This is a genomic window from Carnobacterium iners (assembly GCF_900177385.1).
Taxonomy (GTDB): domain Bacteria; phylum Bacillota; class Bacilli; order Lactobacillales; family Carnobacteriaceae; genus Carnobacterium_A; species Carnobacterium_A iners.
Genome location: NZ_FXBJ01000002.1, coordinates 163,093 through 180,869, shown reverse-complemented (window position 1 = coordinate 180,869; position 17,777 = coordinate 163,093). Strand labels below are relative to the sequence as shown.

The window sequence follows — 17,777 nt, the reverse complement described above, 5'->3', positions numbered from 1 at the left end:
GAATCAATATGAAAGAACTAGATTTTAAAGAGACTCTTGGCGACGTCCGGATATTTTCTATGATGAAAAACGAGCCAACTTGGATGCTAAAGTTGCGTTTAGCGGCTTTAGAAAAGATTTCTTCATTAGACTTGCCTATTATTGAACGCGTACACTACAATCGCTGGCCACTTTTGCAAGTGCCAGATTTCAACCTTGTTGAAGAACCGGTTTTCTTAGCCAATGACTTTTTAACAGAAGAATCAGATGCTCCCCGTATTGTTCAAGTCGGGATACAAACGGCTTTTGAACAATTACCGATGGAATTGATTGAACAAGGGGTTATCTTTACAGATATTTTTACAGCGATGGAAGAACACTCTGAACTAGTAGAAGCGGCGTATATGCAACTAGCGGTTAAACCAGATGAAGACAAGCTAACGGCTTTTCATGCGGCGTTTATGACCAGTGGAATCTTTTTATATGTACCAAAAAACGTGGTTATTACAGAACCGCTAGAAGCTTTATTCGTGCAAAATAGTAAAGAGACTAACAGTTTAATCAAGCACGTGTTGATTTATGCGGATACCAATAGTGAGTTTACCTATGTTGAAAAATACCAAACAATCGGCGACCAAAAAAACGCCGCCAATATTGTAGCAGAAGTCATTACTAAACCAGGCGCTAAAGTGAAATTTTCAGCAGTAGATGAATTAGGTAAAGAGACGACTACTTACTTCAACCGTCGCGGTCATTTATTAGGCAATTCTCGCATTGAATGGGCAATTGGCGTGATGAACGAAGGCGATGTAATTGCGGACTTTGATTCTGATTTAATTGGTGAAGGGTCTCATAGTGAAGTAAAAGTGGTCGCCATTAGTATGGGCAAACAAATTCAAGCCATTGATACACGTGTGACGAACTTTGGCAGACATTCTGTTGGTCATATTTTACAACATGGTGTCATCTTAGAAAAAGCGACGTTAACCTTTAACGGCATCGGACATATTATTAAAGGCGCAAAAGGCGCCGATGCGCAACAAGAAAGCCGCATTTTGATGCTGTCAGATAAAGCGCGTGGCGATGCGAATCCGATTCTTTTAATTGACGAAAATGACGTAACAGCTGGACATGCAGCTAGTGTAGGGCGTTTAGATCCAGAGGAAATGTATTACTTGATGAGTCGTGGCATTCCTAAAGATGTCGCTGAACGTCTAGTTACGCGAGGCTTTTTAGGTTCTGTGATTGCTGCCATTCCAGTAAAAACAATTCGTGATGGCTTAGTGGAAACGATTGAAGGGAAGTTATTAAAATGATGTTCCAAGGTGAAGAGGTAAAAAAAGATTTTCCAATTTTAAATCAAGTGGTGAACGATGAACCCTTAATTTATCTGGATAGTGCTGCGACCAGTCAAAAGCCAACAGCGGTCTTAACTGCCATTGAAACCTATTACAAAACAGCTAATGCTAATGTTCACCGTGGCGTGCATACGTTGGCTGAACGAGCTACCAGTCAATATGAAGCAGCCCGCGAAACGGTTCGAGTATTTATCCATGCGAAAGAAACCGCTGAAGTGTTGTTTACTAGAGGAGCGACGACTAGTTTGAATTGGGTCGCTAAAAGTTATGGCGAAGCCAATGTGAATGAAGGCGATGAAATTGTGATTTCTTATATGGAGCACCATTCGAACATTGTGCCTTGGCAACAACTGGCTAGAAAGAAGAAAGCCACCCTAAAATACATTGAGTTAACAAAAGATGGGCAACTAGATTTAACTAGTGCAAAAGAACAAATCACCAATAAAACGAAGATTGTTGCCTTAACACACGTTTCAAATGTCTTAGGCAGTATTAATCCGATTGCCGAACTGACCCAACTAGCTCATAGCGTTGGAGCTGTGATGGTCGTTGATGGTGCACAAGCTGTGCCACATATGGCCGTTGATGTCGTTAAATTGGATGTTGATTTCTATGCTTTTAGTGGGCATAAAATGCTAGGACCAACCGGTATTGGGGTCTTATACGGCAAACGTGCGTTACTAGAAGCCATGGAACCAGTTGAATATGGTGGCGAAATGATTGACTTTGTTTATGATCAAGAAAGTACCTGGACTGAGTTGCCATGGAAATTTGAAGCTGGCACACCTAATATTGCCGGAGCAATCGGTTTAGCTGCAGCAATCGATTATTTGAATCAATTAGGTATGGAAAAGATTCATGCTTATGAAATTGAGTTGGTGACTTATTTATTGCCGAAACTACGTGCGATTCCTGGTCTAGTTGTTTATGGACCAACAGATGATAGCATACGCACAGGGGTAGTAACGTTTAATGTAGACGATCTTCACCCACATGACTTAGCAACCGCGTTAGATATGCAAGGAATTGCTGTACGAGCAGGCCATCATTGCACTCAACCGCTAATGAGGCAACTAGGAGCGTCTTCAACCGCTCGAGCCAGTATTTATCTATATAATACTAAAGACGATTGTGACAGCTTAGTTAAAGCGATTTTAGCCGCAAAGGAGTTTTTCAATTATGGCCTTAACTAGATTAGATCAATTATACCGACAAGTGATTTTAGACCATTCTAGCCATCCGCATCACCATGGCACATTAGAAGATGCCACCAACCAAGTTGAGATGAACAATCCAACGTGTGGGGATGTGATTGAGTTGCAATTAAATTTAGCCGATAACCGAATTGAAGCGATTCGCTTTTCGGGTAGTGGCTGCACGATTAGTACCGCTAGTGCGAGTATGATGACTGACGTGGTTCTAGGTAAAACGCCAAAAGAAGCACTTGCTTTAGTTGACCAATTTTCTTTATTGGTGCAAGGAAAAGAGCCAGGGAATTTGGATGACTTAGGCGATGCAGCGATTTTGAGTGGCGTTGTGAAATTTCCAGCCCGCATCCGTTGTGCAACATTAGCCTGGAAAGGTCTAGAAAAAGCCTTAGCTATAACCAATGAAATTAAAATGAATGAGAGAGATTAACGAAAGGGGTGTTTGAGTGATGAGTAAAGTACCAGAGACACAAGAGTACCAATATGGTTTTCATGATGATATCGAGTCGGTTTATACAACCGGAAAGGGCATTTCAGAAGCGATTATTCGAGACATCTCCGCTCGTAAAGAAGAGCCAGAATGGATGCTTGATTTTCGATTAAAATCTTTCAAACGCTACCAAAGCCAAAAGCTGCCGACTTGGGGCGCTGATTTATCCGGTATTGATTTTGATAATATCACCTACTATAAAAAATCAAGCAACAAACCTGAACGTGATTGGGAAGATGTACCCGAAAAAATCAAAGAAACCTTTGAACGATTAGGGATTCCTGAAGCTGAACGCAAGTATTTAGCCGGTGCGGGTGCACAATTCGAATCAGAAGTGGTGTACCATAACATGAAAGAAGAATTCGAAAAAATGGGCATTGTTTTTATCGATACCGATACGGCCTTAAAAGAATATGCCGACATCTTTAAAGAACACTTTGCGACGGTTGTACCACCAACAGACAACAAATTAGCGGCTTTAAACTCAGCAACTTGGTCAGGTGGAACGTTTATTTATGTGCCAAAAGGCGTTCGTTGTGATGTGCCATTACAAATGTATTTTAGAATCAACGATGAAGCGATGGGTCAATTCGAACGTACGTTAATCGTTGTCGACGAAGGAGCCAGTATTCATTATGTTGAGGGCTGTACGGCTCCGACGTTTTCTTCTAGCAGTTTACACGCAGCCGTAGTTGAGATTGTCGTTAAAAAGGACGCGTATTGTCGCTATACGACGATTCAAAACTGGTCTGATAACGTGTATAACTTGGTAACCAAAAGAGCAACAGTCGATGCAGGGGGTACGATGGAATGGATCGATGGCAACCTAGGTGCGAAAACAACGATGAAGTACCCGAGTGTTTTTCTGAATGGGAATGGTGCACGTGGGACAATGTTGTCGATTGCGATGGCAGGCGCTGGGCAAAACCAAGATACTGGTGCAAAGATGATTCACAATGCACCAAACACCTCTAGTTCGATTGTCTCAAAATCGATTGCGCACGATGGTGGCGAAGTCAACTACCGTGGTCAAGTGACCTTTGGTAAAAACTCAGGTGGATCGATTTCGCATATCGAATGCGATACGATTATCATGGATGACTTGTCTAAATCAGATACGATTCCTTATAATGAAATCCACAACGGCAATGTGTCATTAGAACACGAAGCTAAAGTATCTAAAATATCAGAAGAGCAATTGTATTACTTGATGAGTCGTGGCTTAACCGAAGAACGAGCTACCGAAATGATCATCATGGGCTTTGTTGAACCATTTTCTAAAGAATTGCCAATGGAGTATGCAGTAGAATTGAATCGATTGATTGCATATGAAATGGAAGGGTCAGTAGGGTAAAAAAGCTAAAAGTATTGACTAGTCAATACTTTTAGCTTTTTTACGTTTTTTATATTTTTTTCAGAAAGTAAAGAATTCTATAACTAGCAAGATCTTTTTCAGGGAGTAAATTTCAATATGTTAAACTAAATGAAAGAAGAAAAATTTACTACGTCTCTTAAAAGTTGAGATTACTATTGTAAATATGACCAAACGCTTTATTACCAGAGACTGATGCAAGCTAGAAAAATGTTGGCATAGTATAAATATATTTAATGGGGAATTATGATTTATGTCTTTATCTATGATATATTTAGTATCATAGAAACTGTTTTTGAGGTGGGGTTTATTTGATAATTGATGTTTCTGATTGGGAGATAGACGAAGCTTGGACTACAGGGACAAGAGAGAAAAAATGGTTAATTGAATCTAAATGTGAAAATAAGAGCAAGTGGTTATTTAAAGAGCCAAAGATAGTGGGGGAGATGTACGCAGAAGTTGCTTCATACAAAATAGGTACAAATGTTTTTTACCTTAATATGCCCAAAACAGAATTTGCTATATATAATAATAGTCAAGGTATTATTAGTAAATCTTTTTTACAAAAGTACAGTAACTTTGATTATATAGAGTCTGTTGATTATTTTGGCCCAGATTTTGATATAGGTAACTTGCTGACTTATACAATAGATTCGGCTATACAGATTGTTCGAAGCTTTCGCTTAGAGTATGATTTTGTATCAATGTGTATATTTGATTATCTAATTGCTAACCAAGATCGCCATTGTGAAAATTGGGGAATTTTAGAAAGCAAAGCTAGAATAAACAATAAAATTATGGCTCCAATATATGATTGTGGATCTTCTATGTTTAATGGATATGATGATGCTTCTGTTAAAGATTTATTTAATGATAAGAAACGTTTTGAAGCATATACAAATAAGTCTAAATCAATTTTTACTGTAGATGGAAAGAGAAAACCTAAATCTGAAGAATTACTTAAATTTTTAATAAAAGACAATGAAATGCTTTTCAGAAAGTGTTTTTCTAGGTATAGAGAATGTACGTATGATATAATATATAGGAGTATCAAAGATATACCAATAGATATAATGACAAATGAAAGGAAAAAATTGGTCAGCAAATTAATAATTTATCGTATTTCAACGATTAGTAATTTGCTAGAGAGAGGAGAAAAACTATGTTAAATAAACTGTGCCTTTTATGGCAAGATGTGAATACTAGAAGTTGGTTTCACATTGGTAATTTGACTTTAGATCCCGATGGAGTATATTCTTTTTTCTATGAAACTGATTCTATAAATAAAGGTTTAGAAGAAGCTTTAGAAAACGGCTATAGATTGCACCCAACCTTTCCAGATGTTGATAAAACTTATCTTTCTGAAAGTCTTTTTAGCGCTTTTTCAAGAAGGCTACCTGATAGGAAAAGAAAAGATTATGTTAGTGTTTTAAGTGATTTAGGTATTAATGGTACCAGTACTGACTTTGATTTGTTAAGCCTTACTGGAGGTGCAGTCAATTCAGATTTGTATGAATTTGTACAGCCAATCCAATTTGATGATACAAATCATCAGTTTAAATTAGACTTCTTTGTTAGAGGCTGGAGATATCATGGAGAGAAAGAAAAATTAAGCCAATCGGATCAGCTAGTACTTGAAGTTGAAGAAAATAATGAATTTGATCAAGATGCTGTATATATTTTGAAAAACAATAAAAATAAGATTGGATATGTTCCCGCTTTTTATTCCAGTTTTATTAAGTCTATTTTAATGGAGAAATTGAATTATGATTTAACATTCCAATTCAATGAAGATTCACCATCTCATTATAAAGTTAAAGTTTTCATAAAAGGATTAGCGAATGAAAAGATTTTATCTGATTATCATGAAAAAGTTTTATTAAATTGCTGAAATAAATTGAAGTTAATAATTTTATTACAGGTACTAAAAATATAGACAACTATGCTAACTTTCATTAACAAGTAAATATGCTTCTAATCATAATCAAGAGGGTCTTGACCTTTCCAAAAAGTTGTAGATTAAACTACATTATTCTGTTATGATAATTAAAATAAAAACAAAAGATTAATAGATAAGAAGCAGATTTTATTCTGCTTTTTTAATTTGTCATGTGAAAGGATTTTAAAATGAAAGATAATTTTTGGCAAGAATTGCCGCGACCATTTTTTGTATTAGCACCTATGGAAGATGTGACGGATGTAGTATTTCGCCATGTCGTTGCTAAAGCCGCAAAACCCGATGTTTTTTTTACTGAGTTTACGAATAGTGAAAGTTACTGTCACCCGGAAGGTAAAGAAAGTGTCCGTGGACGTTTAACGTTTACAGAAGACGAACAGCCAATGGTTGCTCATATCTGGGGAGATAAACCTGAGTTCTTCAGAGAGATGAGTATTGGTATGGCAGAACTAGGATTTCGTGGACTAGATTTGAATATGGGTTGCCCAGTACCTAATGTTTTCAAACATGGCAGAGGATCAGGATTGATTCTTCGGACAGAAGTTGCAGCGGAATTGATTGAAGCAGCCAAAGCAGGCGGTCTTCCAGTAAGTGTTAAGACTAGATTAGGAGCGGCTAGTGTAGATGAATACAAATCTTGGCTGACTCATCTATTGAAACAAGATATTGCTAATCTATCTATTCACTTGCGCACTAAAAGAGAGATGAGTAAGGTAGATGCGCACTGGGAATTGATTCCAGAAATAAAAAAACTACGTGATGAGATTGCACCGCAGACGTTGATAACGATTAATGGCGACATTCCTGATTATAAAACAGGCATGGAACTAGCTGAAAGTTACGGGATTGATGGCGTGATGATTGGACGAGGAATTTTTCATAATCCATTTGCTTTTGAAAAAGAACCAAGAGAGCATGGACCAAAGGAATTGCTAGATTTATTCAGAACGCACTTAGATCTGTTTGATCAGTTTTCAGAAACGGATACACGTATTTTTAAGCCACTGCGACGCTTTTTTAAAATCTACATCCGTGAATTTAAAGGAGCAAGTGCTTTAAGAGTTCAATTAATGGAAACTCAAACAACAGCTGAAGTTCATGCCCTGTTGGACGAATTTGAAGCTAAGTATCTTGTGGAGAACGAAAAAATATTAAATTAGTAAAAAAACCGAAGAAAATCATATTGATTTTCTTCGGTTTTTTTGTATAACAATATAAGCCACATTTGAGGTGATTTATAAAGGATACAAAAATTTATATCCATACTTTTTTAAAATAGTTGAAATAATGTAATTGGTGAATTTATTTTTTTCTTATAGAAGAACTAAAATCTCTTTGATTTTTTAGTTCTTTTGATTAACGGTTGACTTATTTTTCAATCGATCTAAATAAATAACTATCCCAGTTACAATCAATTCTGTTAGTACAAATGCAAACCACACACCTGTCATAGTCCAAAAATAACTCGCGACTAGAACGATAGGAACAATAAGGATCAATCCTCGTAAAAGTGAGATGGATAGAGCTTCTCTAATGTTTTCTGTTGCACTCAAGACCATGGTAGTTACAATGTTTATACCGGCAAAGAAAAACCCAAGAAAATAAAATTTTAGCCCTATATCCGCCATTTGCGCAACATGACTATTGTTTTCACTATTAAAAATTTGGATGAAGCTTTCAGAAAATACCATAGTTACAGTGTAGATTACAAACGCGATTACAAAAGCTGTAACCAATGCATATTTACGTGTTTTTTTAAGCTTATCCAATTCTTTTAGCCCAAAATAGTTGCTTATTAACGGTTGGGCTCCTTGAGCTAATCCAGTGAAAATTGCAATGACTACCAAAGCTAAATTTGCTACAATGGCATAGGCTGCTACCCCATCATTTCCTTCTAGTCGTAAAATAACGATGTTAAAAGTAATCAAAGCAACGGCTGAAGAGACTTCAATAATAAATGAAGACAGTCCTAAACTAAAAATATCGTAAACTAGATGTAGTTCAAATTTATTTCTGATCAACTTAATCGTATGATTCTTATGCGCGAAATGAACCATCAAAACTAAAATACTTATAATTGGGGCCAGCCCGGTTGCAAAAGCAGCACCAAATATTCCCATATTAAGCGGGAATATAAATACATAGTCTAAAATAATATTTGAAAAACTACCGACTAGCATGGCAATCATTGATAAATTTGGATTATTATCATTTCGTACAAAAGCTAATAAAATATTGTTCACTATAAAAAATGGTGCGAAAATTAAAATTGTAGTCAGATACGTTTGCGTTAATGGTAGAGTTAAACTATCTGCTCCTAGACTCATAGCTAAACGCTTTGAGCCAAAAATACCTATCAAGATTAATAGTGTCCCTATCGCAAGTCCTATTTTTAAAGAGGTGGAAAATACACGAGTAGCGTTCTCGTTCTTTTGTACTTTTAATATAATGAATTTAGTAGCCCCCCCAATCCCTATCATTAAACCTAGACCATGTATGATACTATAAATAGAGATTGAAAGATTCAGAGAGGCTATGCCTATTGAGCCCAAAGCTTTAGAAACAAAGTAGGTATCCGCTAAGATGTATAGAGAAAGACCAATCATGCCTAGAATATTAACACTGGTATACTTAATAAAATTTTTAAGGACTGAATGCTTCATTTTTTTCTCCTTTCAAAATAAAAAGGTATTCTGATAACATTCCTCCAAAGACCTAATGGAATGCTGCAGAATACCTTATACACTTCACCCGGTGGCGAAGTTTAGGTTTATATTTTTACGTTTCAAAATAGTATAATACAAGTTCCATAGATGGTCAAGTACAGCCTAAATCTAGTTCATTATAAAATTCGAACAAAAAAGTTGAATAAATCTAGTTTCCAAACGGAATAGTTAGGAGCTCTTTTTTTCCAATTCACTATTTTTAAACTAATAGGATAAGTCATTTTATGGTTAAACACTGTTATTTCAGTAGTGATTCTTTCTATTTTTTAATTGAAATAAGGATAGAAGAGCGTATTTCTAGTATAATAAAAGTATTTTTTGACTATTTTATCTTGTACGAAAAGAAGTTCCCAAAACAGCTGTTTTGGGAACGATTGAAAGTAGTAATATAGAAGAATTCAACTATATAGCCTTTATTATCCACCTATCATTTTAAGCAGAAGACCTAGAAGTGGTCCATAAAACGCGTAGTCCGTTTCACTTAAGATACGCATAATAGGGGCGTAACTTCCAACCATTGGTAAAAGAAACGCTTGGCCAAAAATAAGGATTAAACCATTTACAAAAGAGCCAATCAGAGCGCCTCTTCTTCCACCAAATGCATTACCAAAAATACCCGTAATGGCGCCTGTAAAGAATGTTGGAATTAAAGCTGGGAAAACAACAATCGGATAATTAAATAAGCCTAAAACGAGCATGCCCATTAATCCAGCGACGAGACTAGAAAGAAAGCCAACGATAACGGAAGTAGGGTAATGAGGAAATAATAGCGGGATATCTAATCCAGGAATTGAATCCGGGATAAGTTTAGTAGTAATTCCATGAAACGCTGGAATAATCTCTGAAAGCATCATTCGTACGCCAGTAAGAATAACAGTAATCCAAACACCAAATTCAACACCGCGAAGGATAGAGTACACAATAACATCTTGTCCATTGCTAATGTTTTCAGTGACCCATCCAGCCCCTGCGACAAGGGAAATAGATAAGAATAAGAGAGACATAACAAGAGTAAGAGCAATAGTCATTTCTCTTAAAAAATTAAATTGCTTTGGTATATGCATCGTCTCTAAATCATTTTCTTTGTTTCCGAATAATTTTGCCAGACCAGCAGAAATGAGAAGTCCAACTGAACTGGAATGAGCAAGAGTGAATCCTTCTCCACCTTTGATGTGTTTCATGAGCGGTGCAACATAGGCACAGCTTATCGTCATATAAAATCCTAGTAAAAGTGATCCAATTAAGACTAAGGGTATAAGTTCAAGTGAGGTATTGAATTTTAGTAAAGCCGCGATTAATCCAGCATAAAAGAAGGAAACATGTGCTGAAAGGTGAACGTATTTCCATTTCGTAAAGCGTGCAAGAAGTAGATTCACGAGGAAACCAAAAGCAAATATCAGAGCCATTTCAGGCCCTATCTCTGATAAACTTTCTGTTTGAGCAGCACCGATATCAGTAGGTACTGCCTGAATGTTAAAGATTTTAGAAAACATTGGTTGTAAAGGGAGAAGGGCAACACCTAATGTTTGCCCACCTATATTGATCATTGTAAAACCAATCATCGTTTTAATGACACTTGGAAGAATCTGAAACCATAATTTTTTCTGAGCAATCATTCCTATTAGGACTACAAATCCAATAATAAAGACAGCTTGTCCTAAGATAGTAGTAATAAAGTACATAAATAGTCCCACAGTTTTTCTCCTTTTACGATAAGTTTTTTATTGTCTCTAAAAGTTGTCCTTTCAAGTAAGGCTTATCCATCATATTATCAATTCGAACAATACGGGCTGAAGAATCACGTAGCGCATCTGCAAAATCAGAAGTCGTAATCAAAATATCATAACTATCTGGATTCACAGAACTAATATCTGATGCTTCCACATTGGCTTCAATTCCTTCAGCATCTAAAATTTGCTGCGAAAATAGGCGCATCATTAAGCTACTTCCTACTCCAGCTCCACAAACGGTCACAATTTTAATCATTTTTAGCTCCTCCTTTTACAATAGCTATAATTTCCTCGGATGATTTTGCATCCTTTATATTTTTCACCTTTTCTTCGTTACCAAGTATGTCCACTAGTTCAGATAAGGCTTTTAAGTGAGATTGATGATCCACTGCACATAATCCGACCACAATTTTTACGGGATCATTTTTCGGATGTCCAAATACTACTGGTTCTTTTAAGATGGCGATACTCAAACCAATAGCTAATACTCCATCTTCAGGTCTAGCGTGAGGCATCGCAATGCCTGGCGCAATAACGATATAGGTGCCATTATTTGCGATGTTTTTAATCATCGCATTGATGTAGCTTTCTTTGGCATAACCTTTTTTGACAAGTAGACGACCTGCTGAAGATACTGCTTCATCGCGTGTTTTACATTCATAATTGATTTCTATCATTTCTGGTGTCAATATATCTAATAATAGGGTCATAGTGTTCTAATAGCTTCTTTCATTTGAAAGACAAAATCCTTTACATGAGGGACGCATTTTTCTCCGTACTCGCCACATATTTCTACAATGGCTGAACCGACGATAACGCCATCTGATAAAGTAGCCATTTTTTTTGCTTGTTCTACAGTTGAAATTCCAAAACCAATAGCGCAAGGAACGGTACTGTTTTTTCTTATCCTTTCAATACTTTCTCCAATATCATTAGAGAGAGTATTTCTTGTACCCGTTACTCCTAAAGAAGAAACACAATAAACGAATCCCTTTGCTTGGCTAGCGATTGTATTAACCCTTTCCTTGGAAGTTGGGGCGATAAGTGAAATGAAGTCTATTTCATATTTAGTACAAGCCATTAAAAATTCATCTTTTTCTTCAAAAGGCACATCAGGAACAATCAAGGCATCAACGCCTATTTCTTTCATAGTTTTAATGAATCGTTCGATATTATATGAAAAGACGACATTTGCATAGATCATAAATGCAAGAGGGACTTGAGAGTTCTTTCTGACTTTTCTAACCATCTCAAAAATTTTATCAGTAGTCATATCGTTTTTAAAAGCTCTTAAACTAGAAGCTTGTATTACAGGACCTTCTGCTGTGGGGTCAGAAAAAGGAATACCTAATTCTATTAAATCTGCTCCCGCTTCTTCCATGGCATAGACGAGTTTCTCAGTGATTTCTAAGTTTGGATCCCCACAGGTTATGAAGGGAATAAAGGCTTTACCATTTTCAAAAGCTTGCTTCGTTCTATTCATTAACATCTTCCCCCCTATATCTAGCTATTGCAGCACAATCTTTATCGCCACGTCCTGATAGATTTATCACAATTATTTTATCTTTTGATAGGGTAGGCGCAAATTTCATGGTATATGCGATGGCATGAGCACTTTCGATTGCTGGAATGATTCCTTCCATTTTTGAAAGATATTCAAAAGCAACGACGGATTCTTCGTCGGTTACTGGAACATATTCTGCTCTGCCAATATCATGTAAGTGACTATGCTGAGGACCGACACCTGGATAATCAAGACCAGCTGAAATGGAGTGGACAGGTGATATCTGACCATCTTCATTTTGACGGAAATAACTCTTCATCCCATGGAAAATCCCGACATTACCGGTTGTAATACTTGCAGCAGTTCTTTGTGTATCTACTCCTTCACCAGCAGCTTCACATCCGATTAGACGAACGTCTTCATCTTGGATAAAGTTATAAAAAGCGCCGATTGCATTTGAACCGCCTCCTACACAGGCGATAATAGCATCGGGAAGTCTACTTTCTTTTTCAAGAATTTGTTCTTTTATTTCTTTTGAGATGACAGCTTGAAAGTTCGTTACCATAGTAGGGAAAGGGTGCGGACCTACAACAGAACCAAGAACATAATGAGTGTCATCAATACGTTTTGTCCACTCACGCATCGTTTCCGATACGGCATCTTTTAAGGTTGCTGTACCCGCGGTAACTTCATGTACAGATGCACCTAGCAGTTTCATTTTGTAAACGTTAAGAGCCTGTCTTTCTGTGTCTTCTTTGCCCATAAATATCTCGCATTCCATTCCGAAAAGCGCAGCGGCAGTGGCAGTTGCTACGCCGTGTTGACCAGCACCTGTTTCAGCTATGACTCTAGTTTTTCCCATTTTCTTCGCTAATAAAACTTGTCCAAGCACATTATTAATTTTGTGAGCACCAGTGTGATTTAAATCTTCTCGTTTAAGATAAATTTTTGCACCACCTAAGTCCTTCGTCATTTTTTCGGCATAATAAAGTCTAGAGGGTCTGCCGGCATATTCATTTAGTAATTCACTCAGTTCATTTTGAAAATCCTCATTATTTTTATAATAGTCATAAGCCGTTTCTAATTCTGAAAGAGTACCCATAAGTGTTTCAGGTATATATTGACCTCCATGAATTCCAAATCTTCCTTTTTTTACCGTATCTGTCATCCTATTTTCCTCCTATGTGTTTGTTTTACAGCAGCTATCATTTTTTTCAAATCTTTAGTCTTATTCGTTTCGACACCAGACGATAGATCAACACTAAAAGGTTGAATAAAAGCCGTAGCTTCTTCGATATTTTCTGAAGAAAGACCACCTGCCAGAAAAAATGGTCGCTTTATGTTTCTTATCTGTTCAATGGAGAAACTTTTCCCACTGCCCATCCCACTATCAAATAAAATGTAATCTGCGAGAGAATTTTCTGCTTTTATAGGATCAAAATCCTTATCGACAATAAAAACTTTAATGATTTTTTTATCCGTAAGCCTTTTTAAATTTTCTATATAGCCATTATCTTCCTTTCCATGAAGTTGAACGATATCAATTGTATTTTCTTTACAAATCTTAGCGACAGCTTGATAGGGTAAATTTACAAAGACGCCTACTGCTTTGATTTTGGGGTTTAATTTACTTTTTAAATTCTTTGCTTGTTCGAAAGTAATGCTTCTATGACTTTTTGGAAAATTGATGATAAAGCCAATAAAATCAGGCATAGCTAGATTTGCATATTCAATATCTTTTTCTCTAGATAAACCACAAATTTTAATTTTCATAAATGGAACCCTCTCTTTTAATTTCATCTATAAAGGCTTTTTTATCTTCAGACTTCATCATAGCCTCTCCTATTAAAAGTGCATCTGCACCTATCTTTATAAGATTAATCGCATCATTTACCGTTAGAATGCCGCTTTCTGCTACAAATAAGATATCCTTTGGAATAGTGTTTCTAAGATTTACAGAATTAGATAGATCAACTGTAAAATCTTTTAAATTTCTATTGTTTACTCCAATCATCCTAGCACCAGCTGCTATGGCTGAAATTATTTCATCTTTATTATGAGCTTCAACAAGTGCGGATAGACCGAGCTGATTACAAATAGCAAGATAATGTTTTAAAACCGGTGTGTCTAGTAGGGAACAAATTAATAAAATAGCGTCTGCTCCTAACAATTTTGCCTGATAAATTTGATAGTCATCAATTGTAAAGTCTTTTCTGAGAATGGGTAGAGTGACAGCTGATCTTATTTCTTTCAATATCTCGTCACTTCCCAGAAACCATTTTGGCTCGGTAAGAACAGAGAGGCAGTCAGCACCAGAATGTTCGAATTCTTTTGCAATGCGCACAAAAGGAAAATCCTCAGAGATGATTCCTTTTGAAGGAGAGGCCTTTTTCACTTCACAGATAATGGCAATTGACTTTCTTTTAAGTGCGTTTTCAAAGCGGAAATCGCCTTTAGGCAAATGATTTACTTTTATCTTTAAGTCTTTTAAAGAGAGCACTTTTTTATCCGCAGCAACGCGTACCTTTGCGTAAGTTGATAATTCTTCTAAAATCATTTACAACACCTCATTTGAAAGACGAATGAAATCATTTAATTTTTTAAGAGCCTTGCCACTGTCGATGATATATTCTATTTCATGAATGGCTTCTTGCAAAGTTAAATCATCTTTTGAAAGATAAAGAGCAGCAGCAGAATTTAAGACAACGGTATCTCTTTTTGGACCTTTTTCACCATTTAAAATACCAAGTGTAATAGCGGCATTTTCCTTGGGAGTACCACCTACTAAATCTTCTTTTTTACGAAGAGTAAAGCCCAACTCTTCTGGATTTATATCGTATGTTTTGAACCAACCATCTCTTATTTCACAGACCTTTGTTGACGCACTCATAGAAATTTCATCAAGACCATCTTTTCCATACACGACCATAGCTTTTTTAACGCCAAGTCTTAAAAGAACTTCTGCAAGTGGCTCAACAAGCATTTCGTCGTAAACACCCATTAGCTGCATGCTGGCTCCTGCCGGATTCGATAAAGGCCCTAATATGTTGAAGATGGCACGAATGGCAAGTTCTTTTCTTACTGGTGCAACATGCTTCATTGCTGAGTGATAGGTTTGTGCAAATAGGAAACATAAACCAATTTCTTCTAATATTTTTTTACTCTTTTCTACTGGAATTGAAATAGCCACACCTAATGCTTCCAGTACATCTGCTGCGCCACTTTTACTGGAAGCGGCTCTGTTTCCATGTTTTGCAACTAAAACACCAGCTGCGGCAACAACTATGGCTGATGTCGTTGATATGTTAAAGGAATTCGATTTATCTCCACCAGTACCTACGATTTCTAAAACAGTTAAGTCATGTAATAATTTAACGGCGTGGTTTCTCATCCCTTTTGCCGATGCAGTGATTTCAACAATGGTTTCGCCTTTCATGGATAGAGCAACGAGGTAAGCTCCTATTTGAAGGTCAGTAACAGATCCCTTCATTATTTCATCCATAACTTCTTCTGCCATTTGATAAGATAAGTTTTCTTTATTTGTAAGCTTTACAATGGCTTCCTTAATCATTATGAATCTCCTTTCATTTTTAAAAACAAAAAAACTCGCCCTTAACAGAATAAACTGTTAAGGACGAGTAAATAAACCCGTGGTACCACCCCAATTTATGGCAAAGCCATAATCTCTACGAAATACTAACATATTCCTGACTACTAACGTAAGTCATAACGTCACATTATACTCGATTACAAAGACAATCTTTCATTGCGCCCTCTACGGTCCATTTAATAAGCAGTAACTGCTTGGTTCACACCACACCAAACTCTCTGTAAGTTCTTTTCTTATTTTTATCTCTGTATCATTGGTTTGTATATTAATAATTTAATTATTCATAACTTTACCTGAATAATTCATAGCTTTTCTAAAAATACTAATCGATGTTGATTTTACAGCGTTTAAACTAATTTGCTTTATCACCCATTAGGTGATGAAAAAAGAACCCCTTTCTGCTATGGTTATATCATCACAACCAACCAATAGAAAGGGGTTCTCTCAATGATTACTTTACAAGAAAAAGCAATGAAATTCAATAACCATTTATATGTCTCTCATACAGGTGGTCGTTTATCGAGTGATTCAGGATTAATTTTAGTTGATGAATTAATGGATACTTTTCATTTTGAAGAATTGTCAAAAAAACTCATTTCATATAATGAAAATCGTCGCTATTGGAAACACACTAACCATAAAATTTTAAAACAACTAATTCTTCAACTAATTGCTGGCTATAAAGCTGATTCGTCTGCGACTATCTTACAATATGATCCAGTATTACAAACTCTATTACAAGAAGAGTGTTTGGCTTCTCAACCGACTATCTCTCGGTTTCTTGATCGCATTACAGACCAAACGATTAATGATTTACAAACCTTTAATCAAACATTAATTGACCAAGCGAGATTTGTTCGCAATGATATGAATATGATTATTGATTTGGATTCTACACACTCTGATACCTTCGGTATTCAGGAACAAACAGATTATAATGCCCACTATCGAACAAACGGTTATCATCCATTAGTCGCATTCGATGGATTAACGGGCGATTTTTTAAAAGCTAAACTTCGTTCAGGAAATCAATACACGTCTAAAGGAGTTAAAGGGTTTCTTGAACCGTTATTAGATCATTACAATCGAGCAGTCCCTACGACAGATATTTTAGTGCGTGGAGATAGTGGATTTGCAACACCTGATATTTATGAGTTATGCGAAGAATATGGGTCAAACTTTGTCATTCGCCTAAAACATAATAATAATTTATACCGATTAGCAGAAGAGTTTGTGTATTACGACGATAATTATCCTTGGAATGAAAAAGAAGAATACTATTATTCCGTTTCCTATCAAGCAGCGTCTTGGTCTAAACCGCGTAGAGTATGCATTCAATCCATTCGAGAAATGGGTGAATTACTTTTCAAGCATACGTTTATTGTCACAAATTTTTCAGAAAATATTTCATCAAAACAAGTTTTTAAGACGTATAAAAAGCGTGGTGCTATGGAAAACTACATTAAAGAAGCAAAAAATGGTTTCTATTTTGATAAGACAGATAGCCCTAAATTTATTGAAAATCATGCACGTATGATGATAAGTGTCCTTGCATACAACCTAATCAATTTTTTGCGTACAACTTGTTTTGATAAAAATTATAAAGGACTTCAAATTAATACGATTCGTCTTCGCTTATTCAAAGTAGCTGGCAAACTAGTGAGTACTGCGAGAGAAATGTATCTAAAAATTTCTAGTTCGCATGTTTATCAAGCGGAGTTTTATGCCGTCTTTAATCGAATCCAAAGGATTCGGCATTATATTTAAAAACTCCTTAATTTTTTTTAAAAAAACCAATCAAAACCAAGGACCAACTATGCCCAAAATTCGTACTTTCTTAATG

Annotated in this window: 17 protein-coding genes; 8 read left to right on the top strand and 9 right to left on the bottom strand. The window is 36.2% G+C overall.

Annotated elements, in window-relative coordinates:
• The first annotated feature begins 8 nt into the window (after window positions 1-8).
• The 7 genes from sufD (at window position 9) to B9Y54_RS01000 (ending at window position 7,524) form a co-directional block, all read left to right on the top strand.
• A complete protein-coding gene (gene sufD, locus B9Y54_RS01030) occupies window positions 9-1,295 on the top strand; it encodes a Fe-S cluster assembly protein SufD (RefSeq protein WP_085558580.1) in 1,287 nt (428 codons plus the stop codon).
• Window positions 1,295-2,530 (top strand): cysteine desulfurase, encoded by a 1,236-nt coding sequence (locus B9Y54_RS01025; protein ID WP_090005120.1) that lies wholly within the window; start codon window positions 1,295-1,297, stop codon window positions 2,528-2,530. The genes sufD and B9Y54_RS01025 overlap by 1 nt, the downstream gene beginning before the upstream one ends.
• Entirely contained in the window at window positions 2,517-2,975 is a 459-nt protein-coding gene (sufU, locus tag B9Y54_RS01020; RefSeq protein WP_085558578.1) for a Fe-S cluster assembly sulfur transfer protein SufU, read from the top strand. Before B9Y54_RS01025 ends, sufU begins: the two co-directional genes overlap by 14 nt.
• Window positions 2,976-2,994: 19 nt before the next feature.
• A complete protein-coding gene (sufB, locus tag B9Y54_RS01015; RefSeq protein WP_085558577.1) occupies window positions 2,995-4,389 on the top strand; it encodes a Fe-S cluster assembly protein SufB in 1,395 nt (464 codons plus the stop codon).
• A 329-nt stretch (window positions 4,390-4,718) separates the two neighbouring features.
• On the top strand, window positions 4,719-5,576 hold the full coding sequence (locus tag B9Y54_RS01010; protein ID WP_085558576.1) for a HipA domain-containing protein: 858 nt from the start codon (window positions 4,719-4,721) through the stop codon (window positions 5,574-5,576).
• Complete coding sequence (locus B9Y54_RS01005) at window positions 5,570-6,298, top strand: HIRAN domain-containing protein (RefSeq protein WP_085558575.1); 729 nt, start codon at window positions 5,570-5,572, stop codon at window positions 6,296-6,298. Before B9Y54_RS01010 ends, B9Y54_RS01005 begins: the two co-directional genes overlap by 7 nt.
• Before the next feature lie 236 nt (window positions 6,299-6,534).
• Window positions 6,535-7,524 (top strand): tRNA dihydrouridine synthase, encoded by a 990-nt coding sequence (locus tag B9Y54_RS01000; RefSeq protein ID WP_085558574.1) that lies wholly within the window; start codon window positions 6,535-6,537, stop codon window positions 7,522-7,524.
• Window positions 7,525-7,707: 183 nt separating this feature from the next.
• Here the strand turns inward: B9Y54_RS01000 and B9Y54_RS00995 are convergent, their stop codons facing one another.
• The 9 genes from B9Y54_RS00995 to trpD all read right to left on the bottom strand — a co-directional run bounded on the left by B9Y54_RS00995 (window position 7,708) and on the right by trpD (window position 15,895).
• Window positions 7,708-9,027 carry an MATE family efflux transporter gene (locus B9Y54_RS00995; RefSeq protein ID WP_085558573.1) on the bottom strand — a complete coding sequence of 440 codons (1,320 nt, stop codon included), beginning with the start codon at window positions 9,025-9,027 and terminating at the stop codon, window positions 7,708-7,710.
• Window positions 9,028-9,506: 479 nt separating this feature from the next.
• A complete protein-coding gene (locus B9Y54_RS00990) occupies window positions 9,507-10,784 on the bottom strand; it encodes a PTS ascorbate transporter subunit IIC (RefSeq protein WP_085558572.1) in 1,278 nt (425 codons plus the stop codon).
• 13 nt (window positions 10,785-10,797) lie between these two features.
• On the bottom strand, window positions 10,798-11,076 hold the full coding sequence (locus tag B9Y54_RS00985; protein WP_085558571.1) for a PTS sugar transporter subunit IIB: 279 nt from the start codon (window positions 11,074-11,076) through the stop codon (window positions 10,798-10,800).
• Window positions 11,069-11,530 carry a PTS sugar transporter subunit IIA gene (locus tag B9Y54_RS00980; protein ID WP_085558570.1) on the bottom strand — a complete coding sequence of 154 codons (462 nt, stop codon included), beginning with the start codon at window positions 11,528-11,530 and terminating at the stop codon, window positions 11,069-11,071. The genes B9Y54_RS00985 and B9Y54_RS00980 overlap by 8 nt, the downstream gene beginning before the upstream one ends.
• Window positions 11,527-12,303: a tryptophan synthase subunit alpha gene (trpA, locus tag B9Y54_RS00975; RefSeq protein ID WP_085558569.1), complete on the bottom strand. Its 777-nt coding sequence runs from the start codon at window positions 12,301-12,303 to the stop codon at window positions 11,527-11,529. The genes B9Y54_RS00980 and trpA overlap by 4 nt, the downstream gene beginning before the upstream one ends.
• Window positions 12,296-13,492, bottom strand: a complete 1,197-nt coding sequence (gene trpB, locus B9Y54_RS00970) for a tryptophan synthase subunit beta (protein ID WP_085558568.1) — start codon at window positions 13,490-13,492, stop codon at window positions 12,296-12,298. Before trpB ends, trpA begins: the two co-directional genes overlap by 8 nt.
• A complete protein-coding gene (locus B9Y54_RS00965; RefSeq protein WP_085558567.1) occupies window positions 13,489-14,097 on the bottom strand; it encodes a phosphoribosylanthranilate isomerase in 609 nt (202 codons plus the stop codon). The genes trpB and B9Y54_RS00965 overlap by 4 nt, the downstream gene beginning before the upstream one ends.
• On the bottom strand, window positions 14,087-14,881 hold the full coding sequence (trpC, locus tag B9Y54_RS00960) for an indole-3-glycerol phosphate synthase TrpC (RefSeq protein WP_085558566.1): 795 nt from the start codon (window positions 14,879-14,881) through the stop codon (window positions 14,087-14,089). The genes B9Y54_RS00965 and trpC overlap by 11 nt, the downstream gene beginning before the upstream one ends.
• Window positions 14,882-15,895: an anthranilate phosphoribosyltransferase gene (gene trpD, locus B9Y54_RS00955; protein WP_085558565.1), complete on the bottom strand. Its 1,014-nt coding sequence runs from the start codon at window positions 15,893-15,895 to the stop codon at window positions 14,882-14,884. It abuts the gene before it with no gap.
• A 486-nt stretch (window positions 15,896-16,381) separates the two neighbouring features.
• Between trpD and B9Y54_RS00950 the strand changes: the two genes are divergently transcribed.
• A complete protein-coding gene (locus tag B9Y54_RS00950; RefSeq protein ID WP_085558564.1) occupies window positions 16,382-17,701 on the top strand; it encodes an IS1380 family transposase in 1,320 nt (439 codons plus the stop codon).
• Window positions 17,702-17,777 lie beyond the last annotated feature (76 nt).

Coding starts and splice junctions, on each gene's coding strand:
- B9Y54_RS01025 (WP_090005120.1), top strand. CDS start 1,295: ATGTTCCAAGGTGAAGAGGTAAAAAAAGATTTTCCAATTTTAAATCAA.
- B9Y54_RS00965 (WP_085558567.1), bottom strand. CDS start 14,097: ATGAAAATTAAAATTTGTGGTTTATCTAGAGAAAAAGATATTGAATAT.
- B9Y54_RS00995 (WP_085558573.1), bottom strand. CDS start 9,027: ATGAAGCATTCAGTCCTTAAAAATTTTATTAAGTATACCAGTGTTAAT.
- sufB (WP_085558577.1), top strand. CDS start 2,995: ATGAGTAAAGTACCAGAGACACAAGAGTACCAATATGGTTTTCATGAT.
- trpB (WP_085558568.1), bottom strand. CDS start 13,492: ATGACAGATACGGTAAAAAAAGGAAGATTTGGAATTCATGGAGGTCAA.
- trpA (WP_085558569.1), bottom strand. CDS start 12,303: ATGAATAGAACGAAGCAAGCTTTTGAAAATGGTAAAGCCTTTATTCCC.
- B9Y54_RS01005 (WP_085558575.1), top strand. CDS start 5,570: ATGTTAAATAAACTGTGCCTTTTATGGCAAGATGTGAATACTAGAAGT.
- B9Y54_RS00985 (WP_085558571.1), bottom strand. CDS start 11,076: ATGATTAAAATTGTGACCGTTTGTGGAGCTGGAGTAGGAAGTAGCTTA.
- trpD (WP_085558565.1), bottom strand. CDS start 15,895: ATGATTAAGGAAGCCATTGTAAAGCTTACAAATAAAGAAAACTTATCT.
- sufU (WP_085558578.1), top strand. CDS start 2,517: ATGGCCTTAACTAGATTAGATCAATTATACCGACAAGTGATTTTAGAC.
- B9Y54_RS00950 (WP_085558564.1), top strand. CDS start 16,382: ATGATTACTTTACAAGAAAAAGCAATGAAATTCAATAACCATTTATAT.
- B9Y54_RS01000 (WP_085558574.1), top strand. CDS start 6,535: ATGAAAGATAATTTTTGGCAAGAATTGCCGCGACCATTTTTTGTATTA.
- trpC (WP_085558566.1), bottom strand. CDS start 14,881: ATGATTTTAGAAGAATTATCAACTTACGCAAAGGTACGCGTTGCTGCG.
- B9Y54_RS00980 (WP_085558570.1), bottom strand. CDS start 11,530: ATGACCCTATTATTAGATATATTGACACCAGAAATGATAGAAATCAAT.
- sufD (WP_085558580.1), top strand. CDS start 9: ATGAAAGAACTAGATTTTAAAGAGACTCTTGGCGACGTCCGGATATTT.